The organism is Finegoldia magna ATCC 29328, assembly GCF_000010185.1.
GTDB classification, from domain to species: Bacteria; Bacillota; Clostridia; order Tissierellales; family Peptoniphilaceae; genus Finegoldia; species Finegoldia magna_H.
Map to the genome: position 1 here is coordinate 47,534 of NC_010376.1, position 23,003 is coordinate 70,536.

Here is a 23,003-nt window from a genome sequence, read left to right on the forward strand (position 1 = left end):
GGGTGCCATTTTACATAGATAAGAGGCAACAAATGTATATACAATTTAATAATATTAAAAAATCATTCGACGGAAATACTGTACTTGACGTTGAGAATTTACAAATAGAAAAGGGCGAAATAGTTTCAATTATAGGGAAAAACGGCTCAGGGAAAAGCACACTAATCAAGATTTTGTGTGGATTATTGTACCAAGATCAAGGAGAATGCAGTGTTGATAATATATCCAACAAAAATTCTAAAATCAGAGAACACACCAAACTTGTACTTGAAAGTGGTGGAGGATATTACGATTATTTAACAGCCACTGAAAACATCATGTATTTTCTCGGACTAAACCACGTTAATTACAATGAAGATGAAGTGCATAATTTGATGAGCAAACTCGATTTTACAGAATTCAAAGACAAAAAAGTATCAGAATTATCGCAAGGAAATCGTCAAAAACTTTCGCTCATAGTGACACTTCTAACCAATCCCGACATAATTTGCTTAGATGAACCTACCAATGGTTTGGATATCAATAGCATGAATATTTTGTTGAATTTCCTACACAAAATAGCAGTTGAAGACCAAAAGACAGTCATCTTCACAAGTCACGACCTATCATTTATGAAAAACATCAACTCCAGATTAATTCTAATAAATGAAGGGAAAATTGTACTGGATAAACCATCCAAACAGTTGTTTGATTCAAAAGATTTACAAAAAGACATCATTGAAATAGAAAACACCGACAGAAATCTACTAGATAATTTGAAGAAAACGAAATACGAATTTACCGACAATTCAATTATATTGTCGGTTTACGATGAAGCTGAGAAGGAATTTCTACTTAAAAACTGTGACATCATAAGCATGAGAAAAGAATCTTTGACGGCAGAAGATGTGTATTTCAGGGTGATTTCAAATGTTTAGTAAATTGTTATTGGAATTTAACAGAGATTTCTCAGAAATCAAAAAATATAAATTCAACGTCATATTTGCAAACATCGCAGTGCTTTTGATGTCACTTTTCATCATAGATGGACTGTTTGTAAAAGAAAAAGAAATCGTGTTTTTGATGATGATATTGTGGTATTATGCGACTTATGCGATTGAATCACCAACATTTTTGATACAAAACGAAATAACAGACAGAACACTGATATTAATTGTCCAATCAAAAACGGGGATACTATCTGTTGTTTTGTACAGAAATTTAGTGGAATGTTTGATGAATACGATAAAAGTAATCGTGATATTCACACTGATATTTGTATCAGTAGACTTTGATTATTCGAAATTCAACCACATTCCTATAATGATTTTAGTGATGGTTGTGTCTGTGTTCATACTTTATCAATTGGGCACTTTCTTATCAAGCTTCACATTATTATATAAAAGACTTGGAAGTTTTGTCGCCTTGGCAGAAACATATATGTTGTTTTTCGGAGATATTACAGTAAAAGTCAACAATAAATTGCTTTTATTTATTAATAAAATAATATTCCCATTTAACAATGCACGTACAATCTTCACACAATTACAACTGAATAATGTGAGATATGATTTGATAGTACAACTTTTGATACAAGCTGTTGTATTGTCCGTTTTGGTCAAGATTTCATACGACAAAAACATTCAAAAAAGCATGAAAAGAGGTAATTTGTATGGGATATAAATACGGAGAATTACGAAAATACATCGATGAAAACAAAAACTATAAGATAGAATTTTTCTCAAAGCTAATATCGGATATTATCATGCTTGCAGGCGTTTCATTTATGCTAAAATCAACGGACAATTGGAACAACGAATCGTTCACGTATTTTTTGATATGGTATTTGTTGCAAACAGTATTATTTGAACTCGTTAAATCCATAGAATTTGAAATCAAAAGCGACGGGCTGATTAATATGATTTCATCTAGAACCAGCATCACGATGATTTATTTCAAAAGAAGCATTGTGTGGTTAGTAAAAGCGGCGATTTTATTTGCGATTGTGATTACATTATCGGGAAATGGATTAAATGGGATAATACAATTCAAGCCTAATTTAATACTAGCGATAATCTTTTCATTAATTCTAATGTATGGCGTGTTCTTCTTATTCATGGCACTCACATTTATTTACGAACGTGTCGCATCATTTACTGGATTTATCACAACAGCGTTTTTGATATTTGGCTACAAACTCACAATAACACAAGAAATCAGAAAAATAATTGTGGGAAATCAAGCGGATATGAAGAAAATTGTGTTGAATTTGATACTTTTATATGCAGTGTCTTATCATTTTATGAAAAAAGCAAGGATGAAATTACAATATAGGGGATTCTAATGAACGAAAAATTTAAAAAATTTATGGTGGTATGGTTTGGGCAATTTGTGTCTATGCTTGGGTCGGGAATTTCATCATTTGGATTATCGTTGTGGATTTTCATGATGACAAAAAGTGCCACGACTTTTGCGATGACGTTTTTAGTACAAATTTTACCGGGAATTATATTTGCGCCATTTGCAGGATCAATGGCAGACAGAAAACAACGAAAACATATTATAGTGTTAACCGATTCACTTGATGCTGTACTTAAAGTTATACTTATGATTTTACTTGCGACGGGAAGTATGAAAGTGTGGATGGTGTATCCATTGACATTTTTGTCGCAAACTTTAGGAACATTTCAAAATCCTGCATTTAATGCGACAATTCCACTTTTGGTTGAAAAGAAGGATATTCCACGCGCAAATGGTTTTATGCAACTTATCAGAGCAATTCAAAATATGCTTGCGCCGTTGATTGCAGGTGCGTTATTTCCATTTATAGGACTTACGGGATTATTTGCGATTGATTTTGTAACTTTCTTCGTCGCTATTTTGACGATTTTACCACAAAAAATCGAGCAAGAAATCGAAGAAGTTAAGGAATCTAATTTTACCAAGACAATTGTAAGTGATTTGAAAATAGCTTTTGAAGTGTTGAAACAAAAGCAAGGATTTATACAAATAATAGTCGTGTTTTCAATATTGAATTTTGTGGCAAATATAGCTATGGTTTTGGTTGGTCCGTTGGTAATGAGTAATTTCGATACGAAAATATACGGACTTGTAAACTCTGTGTCGGGAATTGCGATGGTGTTAGGTGGAGTAATTTCGGGAGCAATTCCAAGCGAAAAAAACAAGGTAAGATCGATTTTCCTTAGTTTAATAATTTGCTCAATTGGTTTGGTTGTTATGGGAATAAATTACAGTTGGGTTGTGATTGCTGTGGGATTTTTCTTATTTATGATTCCTACTCCTTATGCGAATGGAACTTTCGGTTCACTGATGCAGTTGAAAATAGAAACTAAAATGCTTGGAAGAGTTGGTTCATTGGTCGATTGTCTGATGAAGATTATCACTCCTATAGCGATTATTTTGGCTGGTTTTTTGGCGGATAATGTGTTCAACCCACTCTTGATAAAAGGCGGCAAATTATCTGACACTTTCATCGCAAAAATCATTGGAGTGGGAAATGGCAGAGGAATTGGGCTGTTATTTGTGATTTGTGGAACTATTCTTCTTATCATTTGCGTTATGATGCTTTTGAATAAAAATATTAACCGACTTGAAGAATTAAACCCAGATGTAATTAATGATTAGTTTAGTGTAATTGGGGTATAAATAATCTGTAAGAAATTTTATAGGGGGTAATATAATGGCTAAATTAACAGAAACAGTTCAATCTGGAGATTGGAAAGCAGAAAAACACGTTCCAGTAATTCATATTGATAAAAAAGATGACGGATTTAAAGTATGCGCAATCGTAGGTGAAGAAATCGAACACCCAAACACATTCGAACACCACATTGCATGGATTAAAGTATTCTTCCAACCAGAAGGAGAAAAATTCCCAGTAGAAGTAGCATCTTACCAAGCAGCAGCTCATGGTGAAGGCGAAGTATTCACTAAACCACACGCTCACGCTTATGTAAAATCTACTAAACCAGGTAAAGTATTCGCATTAAGTTATTGCAATATCCATGGTTTATGGGAAAGCGCTGAAGAAGTAAAATAGGTTGATATAATGAGAGCTCTTAAAGGGGCTCTTTTTTTCTTGGGAGAATCTATCATTCCGATAAATGCAAGTGTATTATTCCGATAAGGTTGTTATTATTCCGATAAGAATATATAATTAAATAAAGATTGGAGGGATATGTGTGTATTTAACTGTAAAACAAGTTGCAGAAAAATGGAAAATTTCAGATAGAAGAGTGAGAGCGTTGTGTGCTCAAGGCAAAATTGATGGAGCTTTTCAAGATGGAAGACTATGGAAGATACCGATTGATGCACAAAAACCTTCCGACAGCCGATACAAATCAACGAACAGCTTGCTTTCTCAAATTGATTTAAAAAAACAAGAGTTGGATAAGAAAAGGCGTTTGACTGAAGGGGAAGTAGCCAGATTGAACGAAGAATTTGCAGTTGAATACACTTATAATTCAAATGCGATTGAAGGAAATACTTTGACTTTGAGAGAGACTGATTTGGTTTTAAAAGGACTTACGATTGATAAGAAACCTTTGAAAGATCACTTGGAAGTTATAGGTCACAAGGAGGCTTTTGATTTTGTAAGAGAGCTTGTGGAAAAAGAGGCGGATTTGAATGAAAATGTGATTAAGCAAATTCATTATTTGGTATTATCGGACAAAATACAAGACCGTGGCGTGTACCGTAGAGTTCCAGTAAAAATTATGGGCGCTACCAATGAACCTGTTCAACCGTATTTGATTGAGCCGAAAATGAACGAACTTATGCACAATTATAAGAAAAATACTGAACATATTGTTTCAAAACTCGCGCGTTTTCACATTGAGTTTGAGAGCATACATCCATTTATAGATGGAAATGGCAGAACTGGTAGGCTTCTGGTGAATTTGGAATTGATGAAGGCAGGATATCCACCAATTGATATTAAATTCAAAGATAGATTGACTTACTACAAAGCTTTTGATGATTATCATGAAAAGCACAGCACAAAGACAATGGAGAATTTGTTTTCAAAGTATTTAAATGAAAGATTGCAACATTATTTGGATATTTTAAGTGATGGAAATAATTAATGAGGACTCTTTGATGGAGTCCTTTTTTCGTGGAAAAATTTATTGCAAAAAATTAAACATAATACTAATTTTTATACAAGAAATTTTTGCACGTTGTAACGCGGAGTACAAATTAATATAAGAATAATAGAAAGCATATCATATAATGTGACAAGATAAATTGAACTTTTATTTCAAAAAAATAATTTCCTAAATTTTTCCAAATACAAACGGTTACATATTTCTTGAAAATTTAAAATTAATTGTGAAAATTTATTGCAGAAAATTCCGATAGATTTTTATTTCACATTATATTTTCAAAAAAAAACATTGAATACCAATACAAAATCTTGAAAAAACACTGATTTTGTGATATAAGTATGATAAGCCTAACTATAGGCAAAATTATTTTAAAATAAATTTTAGGAAGTGGTGTTATGAGACATTCGATTAGAAAAGAAATTAGAAGATTTCTATGCTTTTTAATGACTTTTATAATGATTTTGACATCAATGCCAGTACACTTATTGGCAGCAAATGGTAATCACGATAATTTGTCAAATAATAGAAGCGAAATCATAAACAACAAAACACCTGTTAAGGTGGCAAAACCAGAAGAGGGGAAGACGGCAGCGGATTTGATTGAAAATCCAAAACAGCAGGCTATCTACACTTTGCGCAAAGAATACAAGGTTCAAAAAGGCGACAAGTACGAGATAAATTACCAACCTTACATCGCAAGCGTGGGAGAAGCCGCATCACCAGAAGAAAAAGCTAAGGTGAAGAAAGAAATCACATTGCCTGATCTTGCGGGATATGATAAGTCACATCTAGATGACACATTTACAATCACCTACGATACTGTAAAAAATGCAGCAAATGGTAAAAACGAAACAGGCGATAAAACAAATGGATTGAAATATTCTGCAGATGAAGACTTCAGATACAAGGCAAAGTCAAATTCAATAAAAATAAAGCACCTCTTCCAAGATATGAAAGATTTTACGAAATATACAAATCCTGGTGGAGAAGATAAGCCAGAAAAGATTACAACACAAAATGGTAATACTGGTTCTACGATGGAAGTAAGTCCATTGAATGAAAACGATAGAAGAGGATTCGTGCCGGAATCAGATTTCATTACAATGAGAGTTCCAGAAGATGCGACAGATTTCATGTTGGAATACCGCTACAATCGTGCACACTACAACGTGGATTTCGACACAATGGGTGGAACAGCTCTTCCAACTAGAACTTATTACTATGACCAAGAAATTCCAAAAATAGAAAAGGAAAATATCCCGACAAAAGAAGGTTGCGTATTCAAAGGTTGGATGCCATCACACGAGATAAAGGATAAAGATGGTAAAAATTATCCAAAGGGACAAATTATTAATAAAGCCGACGGAAAACCTGCACTTGACCTTGATGTTCATCTTAAAATGCCAGCACTTTTATTGGGCACGGATATAAAATCAAGAGAAAGATTAAAATTCACAGCAGTGTGGGAGGACAAGAAAAAGGCAGACTACGCAATCCAATTCTGGGCAGAAAAGGCTGACCATGCCGATGGTGCATCACTACAAGATAAGTACGACTATATGAGCACTCGTGTCTATAAGGACAAAGACACAGGTATGAGACCGGAACTCGATAAAGAACCTGTAAATGGATTAAAATTCCCAGACCTAGACCAAGCTCGTCTAAATAAGATATGGGCCGGCACAAAATTTAATCGTGGACATGACCTTTTTCTAAACAAGTTCTATGTTTACAACAAAGATTTAACGGCCGACCAAAACAAGGACCCTGCAAATGTAAACCTAGTTAAGTCTGTGGATGCAACAGGCAAGACTGTCTACAACATATACTACGACAGACAAGTCTACGACCTATACTTTACAAAGTCCAATGCACAACCTGAAAAAAACACCATCTACCCTGAAATTTGGGGATACGACAAGGCAAAAGGAGAAGCTGTCATGTTAGGCGGCCCTGGTAAGCCATACCACTACAAGGCAAGATTCAATGAGATGATGTATAAGTGGCCTAACGATGCCAAACAAACCAAAGGATTCACTCCTGGTTATCAAAGTTTTGGTTGGGGACCAAACTATACTAGGCCAAATTGGCCGACGCATTTAGACACGCCACCTTATAGATTAAATGCCGACGAATTCCTGGACATGGCAAACTACGATTCGTGGGGCGGCTATGCGAAACCGATAGATAAGGGTGATGGAACAAGCATAGATTTGAAGTGGTTCGATTTTAAAACTCTTTCCTTCGGTATAAAACAGGATTCGCCATCCATCCCACACCACATGGACTTTTGGATGGACGGTTTCAAGAAAGGCGAAACCATTATACGCTACGACCTTGTTAGAACCAAGGCGGATACAGAAGCTTCTGACTATGGCCACAAGTATCCGAAAGTTACAGGCTTCACGCCTTATGGATATAACCCTAGAAGCGCTTGGCCAACAATTGCAGAGGGAAGCGAGGAAGATGGCCGTGTGAATGAGGAAAGAATTAATGATTTAAATGATGAGCGTGATGAAATCACTCCTAACACTTGTGGGTCATACTATAACAACTACGGAACTAAACTTCCTATAGGTCAACTAGATTTTATATCACACTTTTTTAGCGATTCCGATGAATTTGGGGACGTAAAGGAAGATGGTCAAGAATTTACAGAAAACGGATATCTTCAATTCCACTACACTCGTAACAAGTATCCATTGAGATTTAATTACGACCCATCAATTATTAGGGATGATAGTTATTTTAAACCTACTAACTCATTAGATACTTTCTACGAATTTCCATTAAAGGTTTTGAGCCCTGATTTGGTAGATTCAAAACTAGATAGGGAAGATAAAGAGTATTTTAAAGATGACCCGAAAAACTTCTTGGACGATCCTAAAAACCTACAAACACTAGGACTAACAGATCTTGTATTCACTGATCCAAAAGATGGCAAACTAAAGGTTAAAAGACCGGACAATCTTTCAGATCAAATGGTATTCAAAGGATGGGCACTAGACCCAGCAGGAACAAAACTTGTTTGGGAAAATCCAAAAGAAACAATGCCTTTCCACCCAGTTAACCTTTACGCAAAATGGGGAGAACCAGATTACAAGTGGAAAGTAACATTTGATCCGAACGGTGGAAAATTAAGAAATATTAAAGAAGAGAACTTAACAACTGAACGCAAGAAAATCCAAGAAGGTGACATTGGACAAGAAGAAGTCAACACCTATGCGAAAAAAGGCTATTTAAAAGAAGAACCTACAACAAAAGATGGCAAGCAAATCTTTACAGTAATCCAACGACAAAAACTTGTAGAACCAGTAAAACCTGAAAGAAAAGGCTACGATTTTATGGGTTGGGAAGTCGTTCGTTACAAGAAAGATAATAAGGGCGATTATACAGATGAAGTTGACACTTCTTATCGTGATAAATATGGGGTACCAGAACTTTATACATTCGGAAATGACGTTGTAGGACCAGTGTATTTGAAAGCTATTTGGAATCCAAACCAAAGAGTAGACGTAAAAGTTGTTCATCACATTCTAGACAAGGATTGTAAAAAAGATAAGGAAATAACAGAATGGCTAGAAGATAAGAGGACTGGTTACTACACAGCAACTGTTGGGGATAAACAAGGCGAAACATTAATCCTTGCTCCTAATGAAGAATTAGAAAAGACAACAGATGAAAAAATCAAAGAATTATATAAAAAATATAATGATGAATTCAAATTCAACAACACCTACTTCCAAAACCAACGTATAGAACCAGAAAAGATCAAAGATCCTAACACAGGAGAAATGATTGATAACCCTGCTTACAAGGGAAATGAATTCCACTTCTTCTACAGACCATTCAGACAACGTGAATACAAGGTCAACTATATAGATGAAAGATTTAAAGGCAAAGAAACAGAAGATGGTGCGGCTATTATTAAACAAGAACTTGTTAAAAATGGTAACCGTCACTACGACGCAAGAAACTATAGGCAAATACCAGGTTGGAAACTTGTAAGTGCACCACAACAACAACTATTCTTTGATGTAAATGAAAAAACAAATGAATTCTTAGGCATCAACGGCACAGGTAAAAAAGAAATTACCTTCTATTATAAAGACGTAAGAGTAATAGAAGTTCCAGGAAATGTTGATCCACCGAAAGGTTATGTCAGAGTGACATACAAGATTGATGAAAAAGACAAGGGTGGAGCGTTCACTGACAAGGACGGAAAATCTGTAAAAGAATTACACTACGATGTAATCAAAGGACTTAAGTCAGATTTGCTTCCAGTTCCACAAGAACTTAAAGACGGCGAAGAAAAAGTTGCTGGCAAGTATTATGTAACACCAGAAACTGGCAAGAAATTTACTAAATGGGACAACAAACCACTATTAAATAAAAACACAATCATAAACGAAGCTCACGAATTTACAGCATACTTCGAATGGTCAGGCTTATCAGCATCTGGCCTAGTAAGAACAGAAGCATTCAAAGATCCTAATGGAAAATGGACTAACGACTTTGCTCCTACTATTGAACAGTTAAAGAAACAACTTGTTTGGAGAGAAAAAGACCAAGTAAAACCACTTCCAGCAGGAACTGAAATAAAACTATTCGATGAAGCTGGAAATGAATTAAAGTCAGACGAAGATGTGTTCAATCTTGTAAACGAAAAGAAAAGAGCCGACACAGAAGAACTTGTTCGCACAGTGAATGTCAAGGCTAAGGTTACTTTTACAAATGGTAAAGACCCACAAGAACTTGATATACCAATTACAGTTTACAAGAACGTCTACGAAGCTCTTAACAAGGCTGGCGACAAACCACTATTCTTAAAAGAAGCTGAAGGAAAAGAAGCAAAAGACGGTGGCTTAAAAGACATTTTAAAAGACAATACAGAAAACAGATATATCAAAGTTACAATTAAACCAAACAAAGACTTTAAAAACAAAGACGATAAGGTTTACTATGTAAATCCTAATGCTTGGGTTGAAATTCCTGAATTAAAGGTTGAAGACTCTGAAGCAGCAGGCACTGGATTTATCAATTGGACAGCGGACAAGGCTGCACAAAACGAAAAACAAGAAAAAAATGGAATCTTCAAATTTGACAAGCGTCATAAATTTACAGAAGATACAATAATTACACCAGTTGATGCTAAGGATGTTGTTGAACAAACAGATCCAAACAAGAAACCAGATGTACCAAAATCTTATGTAAAAGTAATCGTCAAGACAACAGATAAGGCTACAGACAAAACAGCGTTTGAAAAAACATTCTGGGTTAACCCAACTAAGGAAGTAACTATAGATGTAACAAATCCTATAGGTAAAACAGTAGCAGCAGATACTACAAAACCAGGAACAGTTGGATATACAATGAATTTCTCTAAGTGGGAAACAGAAGACAAGGCAAAAACTTGGGAAGATAAGATAGTAGGAAAATTTGAAAAAGAAACTACAATTATTGCAAAATATTCTGTAACACCTGAAAAGATAAAAGACCAAGTACCAAGTTCAGATACAGTTCACACACCACAAGGAAAAACACCGACAGTTGATGAAATTAAAGGAAAAATTACTCCTCCTGAAGGAAAAACTATTAGCAAAGTAACAATAGTTAAAGACCCAGATGTTAATACACCTGGAGATAGTAAGGTACAAGTAATAGTAGAATATACTGACGGATCAAGCGTTGGAACAAACGAAAAACCAATCGAAATTCCAGTTAAAGTACACGAACCTATAGTTAAATCTAATCCAGATGGTAGCAAGCCAAAAGATGCAATGGACAATTATGTAAAAGTAATCTTCAAAGCAGGAACAGGTGGAACAGTATCTGGCGACTTAGTTTACTATGTATCTCCAGAAGTTGAAGTAGACATGACAAATTCAGCTAAAGCTATTACGAAGACTCCAAACATTGGATACTATGTCAATGGTGAAAAGTGGACTAACAAAGATAATAAAACTTTGAAAGACACATTTAAAGATCCAGAAACAGAATTTGTATTTAACTTTGATAAGTCAAAAGATATAGTAGAAAAAACAGACGACAATGTTAAAAAACCAGACGGATATGTAGAAGTTATTTTCAAGACAGAAGATGAAAACAAAGGTAAACTTGATGGAAATGTTAAAGAAAAAATCTACTACGTAAATCCAAATGCTGGAATTAAGCTTGTTAAATTAGCAGATGGTAAAATGGCTGGTGAAAAACAACTTGCAGTACCAAAAACTGCTCCTGCAGCAAACTATGAATTTGATAAATGGTTTGAAGAAATTGACACTGAAAATGCAATCACAAGCGAAAGAATACATGTAGCTAAATTTAAGTTAGCTAAAGTAACATTAACTTATGAAGCAGGCGAAGGAGCAAAAGGCGAAGTACCAGCAAAAGTTGAAGTTGACCATGGTACAAAGGTACGACTTGCAAGACCAGATAAATTATCAAAAGACAATGCTATATTTGCAGGTTGGAAACTTGATGATGATGAAAAAATCTACAAACCAGGCGACCAAGTAACACTTGAAAAAGCAAGAACAGCCACTGCACAATGGGAAGAAAATCCTCATACAGTCAAATTTATTTCTAGAGATGTAGAAATCGGTCAACAAAAAGTTAAAGATAATGAAAAATTGAAAGCAGTAAATGAACCAAAACTAGATGGAAAAGTCTTTATGGGTTGGAAAGAAAAAGGCAAAGAAAACGAAAAAGATTACTTTGACTTGGCAACGCCAATAACATCAGACAAAACATTAATAGCAATTTGGCAAGATTCAGTTCAAAAGATTGATGAAAATGACCCGGTTGAAAAACAATTTATCAAGGTAACTTTCTTAAAAGGTTCACATGGAACATTAAAGGACGGAGAAACTTCAAACCTTGAAAAAGTAACTTACAAAGTTGCAAAAGGCTATGATTTTGAACAAGCAAAAGCAGCAGGAATGACAGTTCCAGCAATCGCCCCAGCAAAATACTACAAAGCAGTAGATGCAAATAAAGGTTGGGACAATGCACTTGACTTGACACTTGCAGCTGGAAAAATAGAAAAAGTCTTCACAGCACTCTACAAACCAAAAGCAGACGTAATACCAGTAGATCCAAAAGTTACAGACGAAGAACAAATTAAAAAAGAAACACCAGAAGGAATGGTTCTAGTAGAATTTAAAGTTTCTGATGACAGTAGTTTCTACATTCCAAAAAACGCTAAATACTATGTCAAGAAAGAAACAGAAGTTAGAGTACCAACACCAGTTGTTTTGGAAAAAACTACTGATACTGTATTTAATGGATGGCAAGATGTTAATTTAGTAGAAGAAGCCATTAATCCAACTGACAAAGATCCAAAAGCGAAAAAATTCATATGGGTAAAACAATCATTTAATGAAGATACAGTAATCAGTGATGAAAAAACATTCGATATTAAACTAATAATTACAAAACCATCAGCAGGAGATAAGAGAATTTATATCGAACAAATGTCTGATAATTCAAAAGGTAAAATTGAACTTATAAGAAATGGCAATGTAATAGAATCTGTAGAAAATAAAAAGTTCAGGAGAAGAAGAAAAGAATACAATGTATTTGACTTCAACAATGAGTTACAATCTGGCGACTTAATAAGATATTGGCAAGAAAGCTCGACTAAAATATCAGATTATACGACAGAACACATTAACTAGAAGAAAGGAGCGATTTGCTCATAATGAAAAAAAGAATACTATCGGGGATTCTAGCATTTATATTATTCGTACAAGTCTTTGCGCTCAATATATCATATGCTAAAGATAATAAACATTCTTCTGATAATCTTGTAAAAATCGGAGAATTATCGAAAAATAATTACCCCAAAATCGATTCAGCAACATTATTAAGGGTAGCAAAAGAAGAAAGAAACAAGAAAAAAGGAAAGAGAATGGAAAGAGGGGCAACCCTCTTCTCCGCAAAATCCCCATACATCAATGGTCAACAACCGGCTGACCCAGATAAACCAAAGTACTGGGCAAATGTACAGGGAGAACTTACAACAAGAGGAATTGATGGTACTACCTTTGATTGGGATAAGGTCCTAGGCAAAGGTCAAAAGGTTAAGCTTTTATTTACCCAAACAAATGGGAATGTTATGACAGGTGTAACATATACTTTATTAGTAGATAAAGGTGGAACCTATACTTGGCATGGTAGTGATGGCAAGCCAACCTACCTACCTTTATATGATGTAAATGGAAATCCATACACATATAATGTCCAAATAGAAAGAAATTATAGCAAAGATATACAACTTGTTATACAAGAATCTAATGGTACACCTGGTGTATCATGGAAACCAGAAGGGGACAAGCAAGTTGCGACTATATCCTTTCTTAATATAAAGATTCAACAAGTAGCCTCTACAAAATTTGTTTCTGAGTGGCATACAGATGTTAATGAAGCAGACAGACCTCAAATTGAAGGATATTTTAAAGTCGATGATGAAACAGATAATAAATTTAATTTTCCTAAGAATGATACGACAAGAACAGTATTAAGATCTAGTTTTTTAGAAAATTTTGAAGAAGATGAAGATAACGGCCCATGGTCTTTCCTATCCTCTGAACTTGAAACAACTCCAAAGACAGTAGAAGTTAAAACTGACACACAAGGACTAACTTTTAAAGAAAAAGACGGAGTCAAGACTGTAAAATCAGGCGATCACAAGTTCAAATACGACTTCAAATACGACGTCATCAACGGCGGTAAGCTTACTATGACGGAAGTCATTCCTGTGACTTTTGATGCGAATGGCGGTAAGTTTGCTGACTTTACAGCTCCTGATACAGAAAAACAAATTGTAAAAGAAGTTGATTATGATGGCACATTAACTGACAAGGCAGAAGAGCCAAAGAAAGAAAGAGAAACTTTTAAAGGCTGGGGCATTAAAGACCAAACAAGTGGTAAGTTGACTCCAGTTAAGGATTCTGATTTCTTAAATATAAAAGAAGCCAAGACTTTCTATGCGATTTGGGACAACAACGACATAGTTGCAGACCAATTAGAAGTAAAAGAATCTTTTAAAGACGGAACAGTCTATGTTAATGACTTTATTCCGACACTTGACCAATTAAAGGGACAAGTTAAGATTAAAGATGCAAATGGAGATTCACAAGCATTAGAAACTACTGATACCTTTGAAATACTAAATGATAGTGGCGATGCTATTACTGGCGATGCATTAAAAGATTATCTTTATGAAAAATTACGAGAAAAAGCTAATCCAAAAGGCGAACCTACAAGATTAGAAACTGTTAGGGCAAAGATAACTCACAAAAATGGAACAACTCAAACAGTTGATATACCTATCAAGGTTATCAAAAACATTTACGAAGCTAAGACTTTAACAGAAAAGCCTTATTACGTCCCAGATGATTATGTAAAAGTAACACTTGACCCGACAACAAAAGCAAAGGATCCGCAAAAAACATACTATTATGTAAACCCAAAAGCTAAAGTTGTTATTCCGGGTAAAGATCCAAAAGGAACTGACGGGAATGTCTTTACTAAGTGGCTGATTGATGGAACAGATACTGAATACAAACTTGCAGAAAAACCAAGATATAAATTCAGCGATGAAACAACTATAAAAGCCCAATATGACAAGGAAAAACAAGGGATTGTCAAAATCGCATACGTTGACGAAAACAAGCAACCAATTGACCCTAAGTACCATGTTGATGGACAAAAATATCCATCAGAAAAATTTGGTAAGCTTGGTGCTTCTGCAGAAGAAGGTGAATTTGTTAAACAAGGTCCTGCTTTCAATGGCTATATTGGTGGTGACAGAGCTCAACTAAAGAGTGAAAAATACAAAAACCCAGCAGAATATACAGTAACTTACCAATACTACAAGAAAGTAACTATAAAAGAACCGACAAATAAAAATATTTACTTCCCAGTTATATTTGATGCTAATGAAGGTAAATTTGAATCAGATCCTAAAGATAAAAAAACCGTCTATGTATACTTTGACGGAAACAACGCTACTGTTGAAAAAGTAACTTTTAAAGAAGTCAAGGATGAATTTGACAAAGCATACAAAAACCCAACAAAAGATGGCTTTGATTTTAAAGAATGGCAAAATGCTAAGACAGATGGAATAAAACCTGCCGATGATTACGAAATTCAATTCAAAGACTGGGATTGGGACGCAGACCCTGATAACGGTTATGTACCGGAAACTTTCTACGCTCACTATGGCAAGGCAAGTGCCCTTGTTAAATACCTTGAGTTAGGTGGCGAGTCCATTGCTGATAAGTACAAAATTGATGGAGTAGACTATCCAACAGAAAAAGACGGCAAATTAGACGAAGCAATTCGAACTGATGTATATACAAAAGATACAGCACCTAAGTTTATAGGCTATAAATTCAACAGAATCGAATTAAACCCTGCTGATGGCAAATATAGCCTAGACAAGAAGGCGACAATCAAGATTTACTACGAAAAACTTGCTGATGTCATTCCAGATACAACTCCAGAAGACGATTCTGACAAGCCAGAAGGTTATGTAACAGTTAAATTTTTACCTGGTGATAATGGAAGCTTAACTGGTACAACAAAATTCTATGTAAATCCAAAATCAGGCAAGAAAAACTCTGATTTAACAGAGCCTACAATTAAGGCCAATATAGGATATAAGGTCGCAGATCAAAAATGGGATCCTAAATTTGATACAGAAACTGTTATAAAAGAAGATAAAACTTACACTGCTCAATATACTGATGGTACTGATGTGATTCCTGTACCAGACCCTACAAATCCACCAGAAAAGCCAGAAGGCTATGTGACAGTGAAATTTGACCTTGATGGCAAGGGCACAAGTACTGACACAAAAGAATTCTATGTCAATCCAAACAAGGAAGTGGAAATAACTGCTCCAACAGTTACTGGTATAAATAATTACAGTCAAAAGACAGGCGCTGATGCTTGGAGTCCAACATTTGCCACAAAGGCAAAATATGCTAAGGATAAAACTTTTGTCGCCCAATATACTTTTGGTAAAGATATAATTCCTCAAAAGCCAGGCGAAAATAAGCCGGTAGTACCAGATAATTATGTAAAAGTAGAATTTAAGAAGGGTGACCACGGTCTAATCTCTTCAGAAGAAACAACTATCTACTGGGTAAATCCAGATAAGGAAGTTGATTTGACAGACAAGGCACCAAAGGTAGTTGCCAATGCTGAATATAAACACACAGGTTGGGACAAAGTCTTAAAGGACACATTTAAGAATACAACTGTCATTACTGCCCAATATAAGAAGAAAGTTGAAACAACAAATCCTAATGATACTGAAAACTATGTAAAAGTAGACTTTGTAGCAGAAAAAAACGGCAGTATTAAGGCTGGCGAAACTGCAACTTACTGGGTGCTAAAGGATGAAACAGTTGAATTGAAGACTCCTGCAGTTGAAGCGAAAGCAAATTATGCATTCAAAGCATGGAATCCTGAAGTTAAAACTTCTTATAGTCAAGACATAACCCACAAGGCAGTCTTTGCTTATACTGGAGACAATGTAGTTCCACAAAAACCTGGTGAGGACAAACCAGATGTTCCAGATGACTTTGTAAAGGTAATTTATAACCAAGGAACAAATGGAACGATAGATGCAAATGCAACTACAACTTATTGGGTAAATCCAAAAGTTAAAGTTACAGTAACAGCACCACAAGTTAATGCCAATGACGATTACAAACATATGGCTTGGACTTACGGAAGTAAAGAAGAAACAAATCTTGAATCTGTAACGGACTCCTTTAAAGCAGAAGAAACAACAATTACAGCCAAGTATCTAAAGAAGGTTCTTGAAGATGAGCCAAAAACAGATAAGGATGCTTATGTAAAAGTCACATTCAAATCTGAAACTAATGGCAAATTAGCAGGAGACAATACAGAAAAATCCTATTGGGTTCTAAAAGATACACCAGTATCCTTAACACCACCAAGTGTTACAGCAAATAATGGTTATAAGTTCATTAAATATGATCCAGAAGTTCAAACATCATATAACATAGATACAACCCACAAGGCCCAATATAAGAAGATAATTGAAACAAAAGATCCAAAAGATAAGGATTATGTAAAAGTTAGCTTTGATGCAGCTAAGCAAGGGACTATAAAAGCAGGTTCTAATGCTGAAGTTTGGGTATTAAAGGACGAAACAATCGACCCAACAGCAATTACTCCAGAGCTTGAAGTTAAAGAAAAATATGCTTTTGAAAAATGGGATCCAGCTGTTCAAACATCATATAGTGAAGATACAAAACACACTGCATCTTACACTTACAATGGAGACGATGTTGTTCCACAAAAACCTGGCGAAAATAAGCCAAATGTTCCAGATAATTTTGTGAAGGTGACATTTGTAGCAGGTGACCATGGTTCAATTGCAAATACAGAGACTAATATATTCTGGGTAAACCCAGAAAAACAAGTAACCTTGACTGCTCCAAATCTTGTTGCTAATAAAGGCTATAAGCACATGGCTTGGACTTATGGAAGTAAAGAAGAAACAAATCTATTGTCTGTAAAAGATACTTTCACAGAGAAAGAAACAACAATTACAGCCAAGTATCTAAAGAAGGTTCTTGAAGATGAACCAGAAACAGATAAGGATGCTTATGTAAAAGTTACATTCAAATCTGAAGCTAATGGCAAATTAGCAGGAGACAAGACAGAAAAATCCTATTGGGTACTAAAAAATACAGATGTAAGTATAAATGGACCAAACGTAAGTCCAAATAGTGGATTTAGCTTTACTGAATGGTCTCCAGCAATCAAGACAAATTACGATGCAGATACTACTCACACAGCCCAATACAAAAGTAAAGATAAGGTCCTAACACAAGATCCAAAAGACTCTGACTATATCAAAGTAATCTTTAATGCGAACGGCGGAAAAATTGGCTTAGATAATAGCAAAGACCTATGGGTACTAAAGGGTATAGCAACATTTGCAGATGCTAAAGCAAAAGTGGCTGACCCAACAAAGGTTAATTCAACATTCAAGGGATGGCAAGATAAGGTAAGCGAAGGAAATCAGGTTAAAGATACAAAAGTTCTTAATACTGATGGTGAAACTTTCTACGCAGCTTGGACTGATAAGGGTAAGATTATCGAAGACCCAAGTTCGGATACACCAGATCCTGACTATGTAAGATTGACATTTGACGCAACAGCAGATGGTAAGATTGGTGATACTGACAAGACAAGCAAGGTCATTGATGTACTAAAGGGAACTCCTTATACTGACAAAGACCTTAAAGATGTCATTGGAAAAATTAAAGCAGTGCCAAATAATGCTGAAAAAGCATTTGACAAATGGACTCCAGCAGTACCAACAACAGGATTTGTAGATACAGCAACCTTTGTTGCTAGCTATGCTGATTATAAGAATATTATTCCTTACGATCCAAAAGATCCAATGGCAAGACCTGATGGATATGTAAAAGTAACATTCAAAGCAGAAAATGGATTAAATCTTACAGAAGAAAAAGCTTACTATGTAAAGAAAAATGCAGGCATTAAACTTGGCAATGCTGAACTTGTAAAACCAGCTTACGAAGCACAAACTGGGTATAAGTTTGATAAATGGGATAAGGAAGACAGCCTTGTAATTGAAGCTACTGATATTGTAGTAACAGCAAAGGCTACAAAACTTGACAATGTAATTCCTGAAAAAGACGAACATGGAAAACAAAATGAAAAGCCAGAAGGATATATAACAGTAACATTTAGTGCAGAAGAAAATGGAAAACTTAAAGGAACTAGTGTATACTATGTAAATCCAGATAAGGCAGTTGTATTACAAGATAAGGCACCAGAAGTTACACCTAATACAGGATTTGACTTCGCTGGATGGGATATTTCTATTGCAAAAGCTATCAAATACAATGACGGAGATGTAATAAAAGCTAGGTACAACGAAAAAGGCGATGTAATTCCACAAGAAAAAACTGATGGAACTGACAAGCCAGCGGGATATTTAACAGTAACATTCGATAAAGGTGACCATGGTGAATTAAGTGGAAAGACTGTTTACTATGTAAAACCAAACAAGGAAGTTACAGTTCCTGCACCAACAGTTACACCAAACACTGGATTTGAATTTGAAAAATGGGATAAGGAATTAACTCAAACTTTTAAAGAAGATACAACCATAACTGCACAATATAAAAAGTCAACTGGAACAACACCAGGAGATAATCCAGGCGGAACAACACCGGGCGACAAACCAGGTGACAAACCAGGAGATAATCCAGGCGGAACAACACCAGGGGACAAACCGGGAGACAAACCAGGAGATAATCCAGGTGGAACAACTCCAGGCGGAACAACTCCAGGTACTAATCCTGAAACACCGGGAGAAAATCCTGAAACACCAGGAACAGTTCCTGAAAATCCAGGAGCAATTCCAGGAACAAAACCAGGAGTGGTTGAAAAACACGGTAACAGATACGTTGAACGTGTTGCTGGAAAGAACAGAGTTCGCACAGCTATCAACACTTCTAATAGATTCTTCAAGAAATCAAAATATGTAATCATTGCTGATTCAGGAAATTATCCTGACGCATTGACTGCAACTGTTTTGGCTCACGTATTGGATTGTCCAATATTGTTGAATAACACAAGATATCTAGAAGATGATGTTGCAAGAGAAATTGTAAGATTGGGAGCTAGTGAAGTTATTATCGTTGGTGGTCACAAATCCATTTCTGAAAATGTTAAATCACAATTAGCAAAATACGATCAAAACAAGGTTCAAAGAATTTGGGGTCGTGACAGATATGTAACTTCATCAGAATTAGCTTACGAAATCGAAAGATTAACTGGCAAAGTGAACAAGGCCATCATTGCATCTGGAGAAAATTTCCCTGACGCATTGGCAACAGCACCTCTTGGTTCAAAAGAAATCGCACCAATTCTATTGGTTACAAGAAATCAAATGGACAAGAAGGTAAGCAAAGCTCTTAAAGATTTGAACATTAAGAGAGTTTACGTTGCAGGTGGACAAAATTCAGTATCCAAGAAATTGGAAGCTCAATTGCCACAAGTAATCAGAAGATTTAGCGGACAAGACAGATATGAAACTGCAATTTTAGTTGCAAGTTACACATATCCAGAATCTAAGGAAGTATTTGTAGCATCAGGTGAAACTTTCCCTGACGCATTGGTAATAGGACCTGTATGTGCAAGAAGAAAAGCACCGATACTTTTATCAAAATCAACACCAGTAAAATCTACTGACGATTATATCGAAAAATCTAAGATAGAATATCTATATATAATCGGTGGTACGAATACAATTCACGTTGATACAGCTCACAAATACGCCATAGAAGATTAAAAAAATATTTTTAGCCGGGCACTTAGTGTCCGGTTTTTTTATTTGGCAAAAATGGACAGTACAAATAAATTTAAAACACATCTTGTGTTATAATACTTGTAAAATATCAAACAAAGGTGATTAAATGATTGACGGATTTTACGATAGATATATGTATACTCCGATGCCCGAAATGCACAACGAGATGATTCCCGTAACGGTGGGCTGTTCTTATGGTAAATGTATTTATTGTGATTTGAATGTAGGGAAAAAATTCAAGGTTTTCGACATTGAAGATGTGAAGAAATATATACGAGATAGGAAAGATTTTTACGAGGACAAGAGGTTTACTCCGAAAAAGTTTACGCTTTTGGAGGGCAATGCCTTGTGTTTGAAGAATGATTATTTGACAGAGATTTTGAAAGAAATCAAAAAAAATTTTCCGAATATGAAATACGTGTCGTGTTTTTCTAGAAGTGATGATATTCTGAGAAAAACTGACAATGAATTGTTGGAGCTTAAAAATCTGGGGCTTGATCGTATATGTGTGGGGATTGAGTCGGGAAGTGATTGGGTGCTTTCTTATCATAAAAAAGGTGTCACATCACAGGAACAATTGACTGCTCTTCACAGGCTCGATAATTTGGGAATAAAATATTCCGTCTACATTATGCTTGGTCTTGGTGGAGAAGCACATTCACGTGAACATGTAATGAAGACTGCAGAGTTTTTGAACAAGGTGAATCCGTTTGAAATTGTTGTTGTGAATTTGGTTTTGTTCAAGAATGCAAAATTGATAGAAAATGTGAGAAATCAAGATTTCAAAAGAGTGTCCATCAGACAGCAAATCATTGAGGAGATAATGCTTGTTCAAAATTTGAATAAAAGATGCATCTACAATGGAACTCACAAGACGAAGGCAGTGGCTGTGACATCTGTAATTCCAGATAAGAAGTATGAAATTATCGCTGTTTTGAAGCAAAGACTAGAAGATGATGACAAGGAAATGAATAAAAAAGAACGTAAAAAATGGGATAGATGGGATGAAGGTTAATGGATACGGAAAAAATCAAGAAACAAACTGGAATAAATAAGGTGATTTTCAAAAAGGAAGTCACATCGACAAATGATGAAATTCTGAATGAAAAGCAAGACGATACGTTGATGATTGCTTTTTTCCAATCGAAGGGTAAGGGAAGATATGGAAGAAAGTTTTTCTCGCCAGAAAATGGGTTGTATTTTTCGTATTTGGTAAATGAAGAAATGACATTTCAACAATCGCAATTTATCACACCAATTATGGGAATTGCTGTAAGCTATGCAATTGACGAGGTGTTCGGCGTGAATACGTCTATTAAATGGGTCAATGATATTCTGCTTGAAAAAAAGAAAATCTGCGGCATACTCACAGAATGCAAGGTGGAGAAAAATATCTGCCACGATATTGTGGTTGGTGTTGGAATTAACGTCTACCAAACAGATTTTCCAGAAGATATAAAAGATACGGCGGGATTCATTGAAGAGAAAGATGATACAGATAAAAGAGAAGATTTGGTAATAAAAATAATGCAGAATTTCAAAAGATTTTGGAGCGAGGATAGAGATAACTTGGTAGAAAAATATAGAAACAAAGCTACGTTCATTGGCAATGAAATCAAAGTTCACAAAAACGGTGATTATGTAAAAGCTGTTGCAATGAATATCAACGACGATTTTAGCTTGAAAGTAAAATACGACGACGGAACAATTGAAGATTTAAATATAGGAGAGATTTTTTTATAAAATCTCTTTTTTTTATTGGTCTATTTCCTTCCAAGCATCATCATGATCGACTAATTCGATTTTTTTGTTTTTCTTGGATTCTTCGTATTCTTTTATTACTTTGATATCATAATCGTCCGATAACTTTTCAAGTGCTAGGGTTTTAATCATTGTTGACAGTCCTACTCCATGAGTGTCGGCAATTTTTTTCAACGCATTTATTTCATTTTCATTAAATCTTACATTAATTTTACGCGACATATTATACTCCTTCTTTTTTAATTCATTATATCAAAAAAATTTCTTTTTTTTATTGACAAACTAAAAATAAAATGATATTATCATATTAACAAATGAACAAGTATTCATATGTTCATATAAAGGATGTGATAGATATAGATAAATTCAACGATGAAAAATGTGAAGTAACGCTAATTCACGAGGATAATGTAAAAAAAGCTATCAATGAGCTTCCAGATGACGAATTGATCGCCGATTTGTCCGATATGTTCAAGATTTTCGGAGATCAAACAAGGGTGAAGATTTTGATGGCGTTGGAAAGTGGAGAGTTGTGCGTGTGCGACATTGCAGCTGTGATGGATATGAGTCAGTCTGCTATTAGTCACCAATTAAGGGTGTTGAAACAAAGCAACATTGTGAAGACTAGACGTCAAGGAAAAGTTGTGTATTATTCGATTTCGGATGATCATGTGAAAGAAATTTTCGACATTGCGATAGTACACGTGCAAGAATAACGAGAAATAATTTAGAAAAATAAA

Annotated in this window: 12 protein-coding genes; 11 read left to right on the plus strand and 1 reads right to left on the minus strand. The window is 35.1% G+C overall.

Annotation, left to right across the window (positions count from 1 at the left end; translation table 11 throughout):
• Positions 1-32 precede the first annotated feature (32 nt).
• The 10 genes from FMG_RS00215 to FMG_RS00260 all read left to right on the plus strand — a co-directional run bounded on the left by FMG_RS00215 (position 33) and on the right by FMG_RS00260 (position 22,245).
• Complete coding sequence (locus FMG_RS00215) at positions 33-917, plus strand: ABC transporter ATP-binding protein (RefSeq protein WP_012290128.1); 885 nt, start codon at positions 33-35, stop codon at positions 915-917.
• Positions 910-1,662 (plus strand): hypothetical protein, encoded by a 753-nt coding sequence (locus FMG_RS00220; RefSeq protein ID WP_012290129.1) that lies wholly within the window; start codon positions 910-912, stop codon positions 1,660-1,662. Before FMG_RS00215 ends, FMG_RS00220 begins: the two co-directional genes overlap by 8 nt.
• The gene (locus FMG_RS00225; RefSeq protein WP_012290130.1) at positions 1,652-2,323 is read left to right on the plus strand and encodes a hypothetical protein; all 672 of its coding nucleotides are present in this window, start codon (positions 1,652-1,654) and stop codon (positions 2,321-2,323) included. The genes FMG_RS00220 and FMG_RS00225 overlap by 11 nt, the downstream gene beginning before the upstream one ends.
• On the plus strand, positions 2,323-3,624 hold the full coding sequence (locus tag FMG_RS00230; protein ID WP_012290131.1) for an MFS transporter: 1,302 nt from the start codon (positions 2,323-2,325) through the stop codon (positions 3,622-3,624). Before FMG_RS00225 ends, FMG_RS00230 begins: the two co-directional genes overlap by 1 nt.
• 55 nt (positions 3,625-3,679) lie before the next feature.
• Complete coding sequence (locus FMG_RS00235) at positions 3,680-4,039, plus strand: desulfoferrodoxin family protein (RefSeq protein WP_002835885.1); 360 nt, start codon at positions 3,680-3,682, stop codon at positions 4,037-4,039.
• Between the two features lie 142 nt (positions 4,040-4,181).
• Positions 4,182-5,084, plus strand: a complete 903-nt coding sequence (locus tag FMG_RS00240; RefSeq protein WP_012290132.1) for a Fic family protein — start codon at positions 4,182-4,184, stop codon at positions 5,082-5,084.
• A 416-nt stretch (positions 5,085-5,500) separates the two neighbouring features.
• Positions 5,501-12,784 carry an InlB B-repeat-containing protein gene (locus FMG_RS00245; RefSeq protein WP_012290133.1) on the plus strand — a complete coding sequence of 2,428 codons (7,284 nt, stop codon included), beginning with the start codon at positions 5,501-5,503 and terminating at the stop codon, positions 12,782-12,784.
• A gap of 23 nt (positions 12,785-12,807) precedes the next feature.
• Positions 12,808-20,484 (plus strand): cell wall-binding repeat-containing protein, encoded by a 7,677-nt coding sequence (locus tag FMG_RS00250; RefSeq protein WP_041250566.1) that lies wholly within the window; start codon positions 12,808-12,810, stop codon positions 20,482-20,484.
• A 124-nt stretch (positions 20,485-20,608) separates the two neighbouring features.
• A complete protein-coding gene (locus tag FMG_RS00255) occupies positions 20,609-21,517 on the plus strand; it encodes a radical SAM protein (protein WP_012290135.1) in 909 nt (302 codons plus the stop codon).
• On the plus strand, positions 21,517-22,245 hold the full coding sequence (locus FMG_RS00260; protein ID WP_012290136.1) for a biotin--[acetyl-CoA-carboxylase] ligase: 729 nt from the start codon (positions 21,517-21,519) through the stop codon (positions 22,243-22,245). The genes FMG_RS00255 and FMG_RS00260 overlap by 1 nt, the downstream gene beginning before the upstream one ends.
• Before the next feature lie 12 nt (positions 22,246-22,257).
• Here FMG_RS00260 and relB read toward each other — a convergent pair whose 3' ends face one another.
• Positions 22,258-22,485, minus strand: coding sequence for a type II toxin-antitoxin system RelB family antitoxin (relB, locus tag FMG_RS00265; RefSeq protein ID WP_002837829.1), 228 nt, complete (start codon positions 22,483-22,485; stop codon positions 22,258-22,260).
• Positions 22,486-22,577: 92 nt separating this feature from the next.
• On the opposite strand from relB, the gene FMG_RS00270 reads away from it, so the two are divergent.
• Entirely contained in the window at positions 22,578-22,979 is a 402-nt protein-coding gene (locus tag FMG_RS00270; protein ID WP_050716636.1) for an ArsR/SmtB family transcription factor, read from the plus strand.
• The last annotated feature ends 24 nt before the right edge of the window (positions 22,980-23,003 follow it).

Bases quoted from the DNA above. Each gene is read 5' to 3' on its own strand.
- FMG_RS00220 (WP_012290129.1), top strand. From the start codon at position 910: ATGTTTAGTAAATTGTTATTGGAATTTAACAGAGATTTCTCAGAAATC.
- FMG_RS00260 (WP_012290136.1), top strand. From the start codon at position 21,517: ATGGATACGGAAAAAATCAAGAAACAAACTGGAATAAATAAGGTGATT.
- FMG_RS00230 (WP_012290131.1), top strand. From the start codon at position 2,323: ATGAACGAAAAATTTAAAAAATTTATGGTGGTATGGTTTGGGCAATTT.
- FMG_RS00215 (WP_012290128.1), top strand. From the start codon at position 33: ATGTATATACAATTTAATAATATTAAAAAATCATTCGACGGAAATACT.
- FMG_RS00255 (WP_012290135.1), top strand. From the start codon at position 20,609: ATGATTGACGGATTTTACGATAGATATATGTATACTCCGATGCCCGAA.
- relB (WP_002837829.1), bottom strand. From the start codon at position 22,485: ATGTCGCGTAAAATTAATGTAAGATTTAATGAAAATGAAATAAATGCG.
- FMG_RS00250 (WP_041250566.1), top strand. From the start codon at position 12,808: ATGAAAAAAAGAATACTATCGGGGATTCTAGCATTTATATTATTCGTA.
- FMG_RS00225 (WP_012290130.1), top strand. From the start codon at position 1,652: ATGGGATATAAATACGGAGAATTACGAAAATACATCGATGAAAACAAA.
- FMG_RS00245 (WP_012290133.1), top strand. From the start codon at position 5,501: ATGAGACATTCGATTAGAAAAGAAATTAGAAGATTTCTATGCTTTTTA.
- FMG_RS00270 (WP_050716636.1), top strand. From the start codon at position 22,578: ATGAACAAGTATTCATATGTTCATATAAAGGATGTGATAGATATAGAT.
- FMG_RS00235 (WP_002835885.1), top strand. From the start codon at position 3,680: ATGGCTAAATTAACAGAAACAGTTCAATCTGGAGATTGGAAAGCAGAA.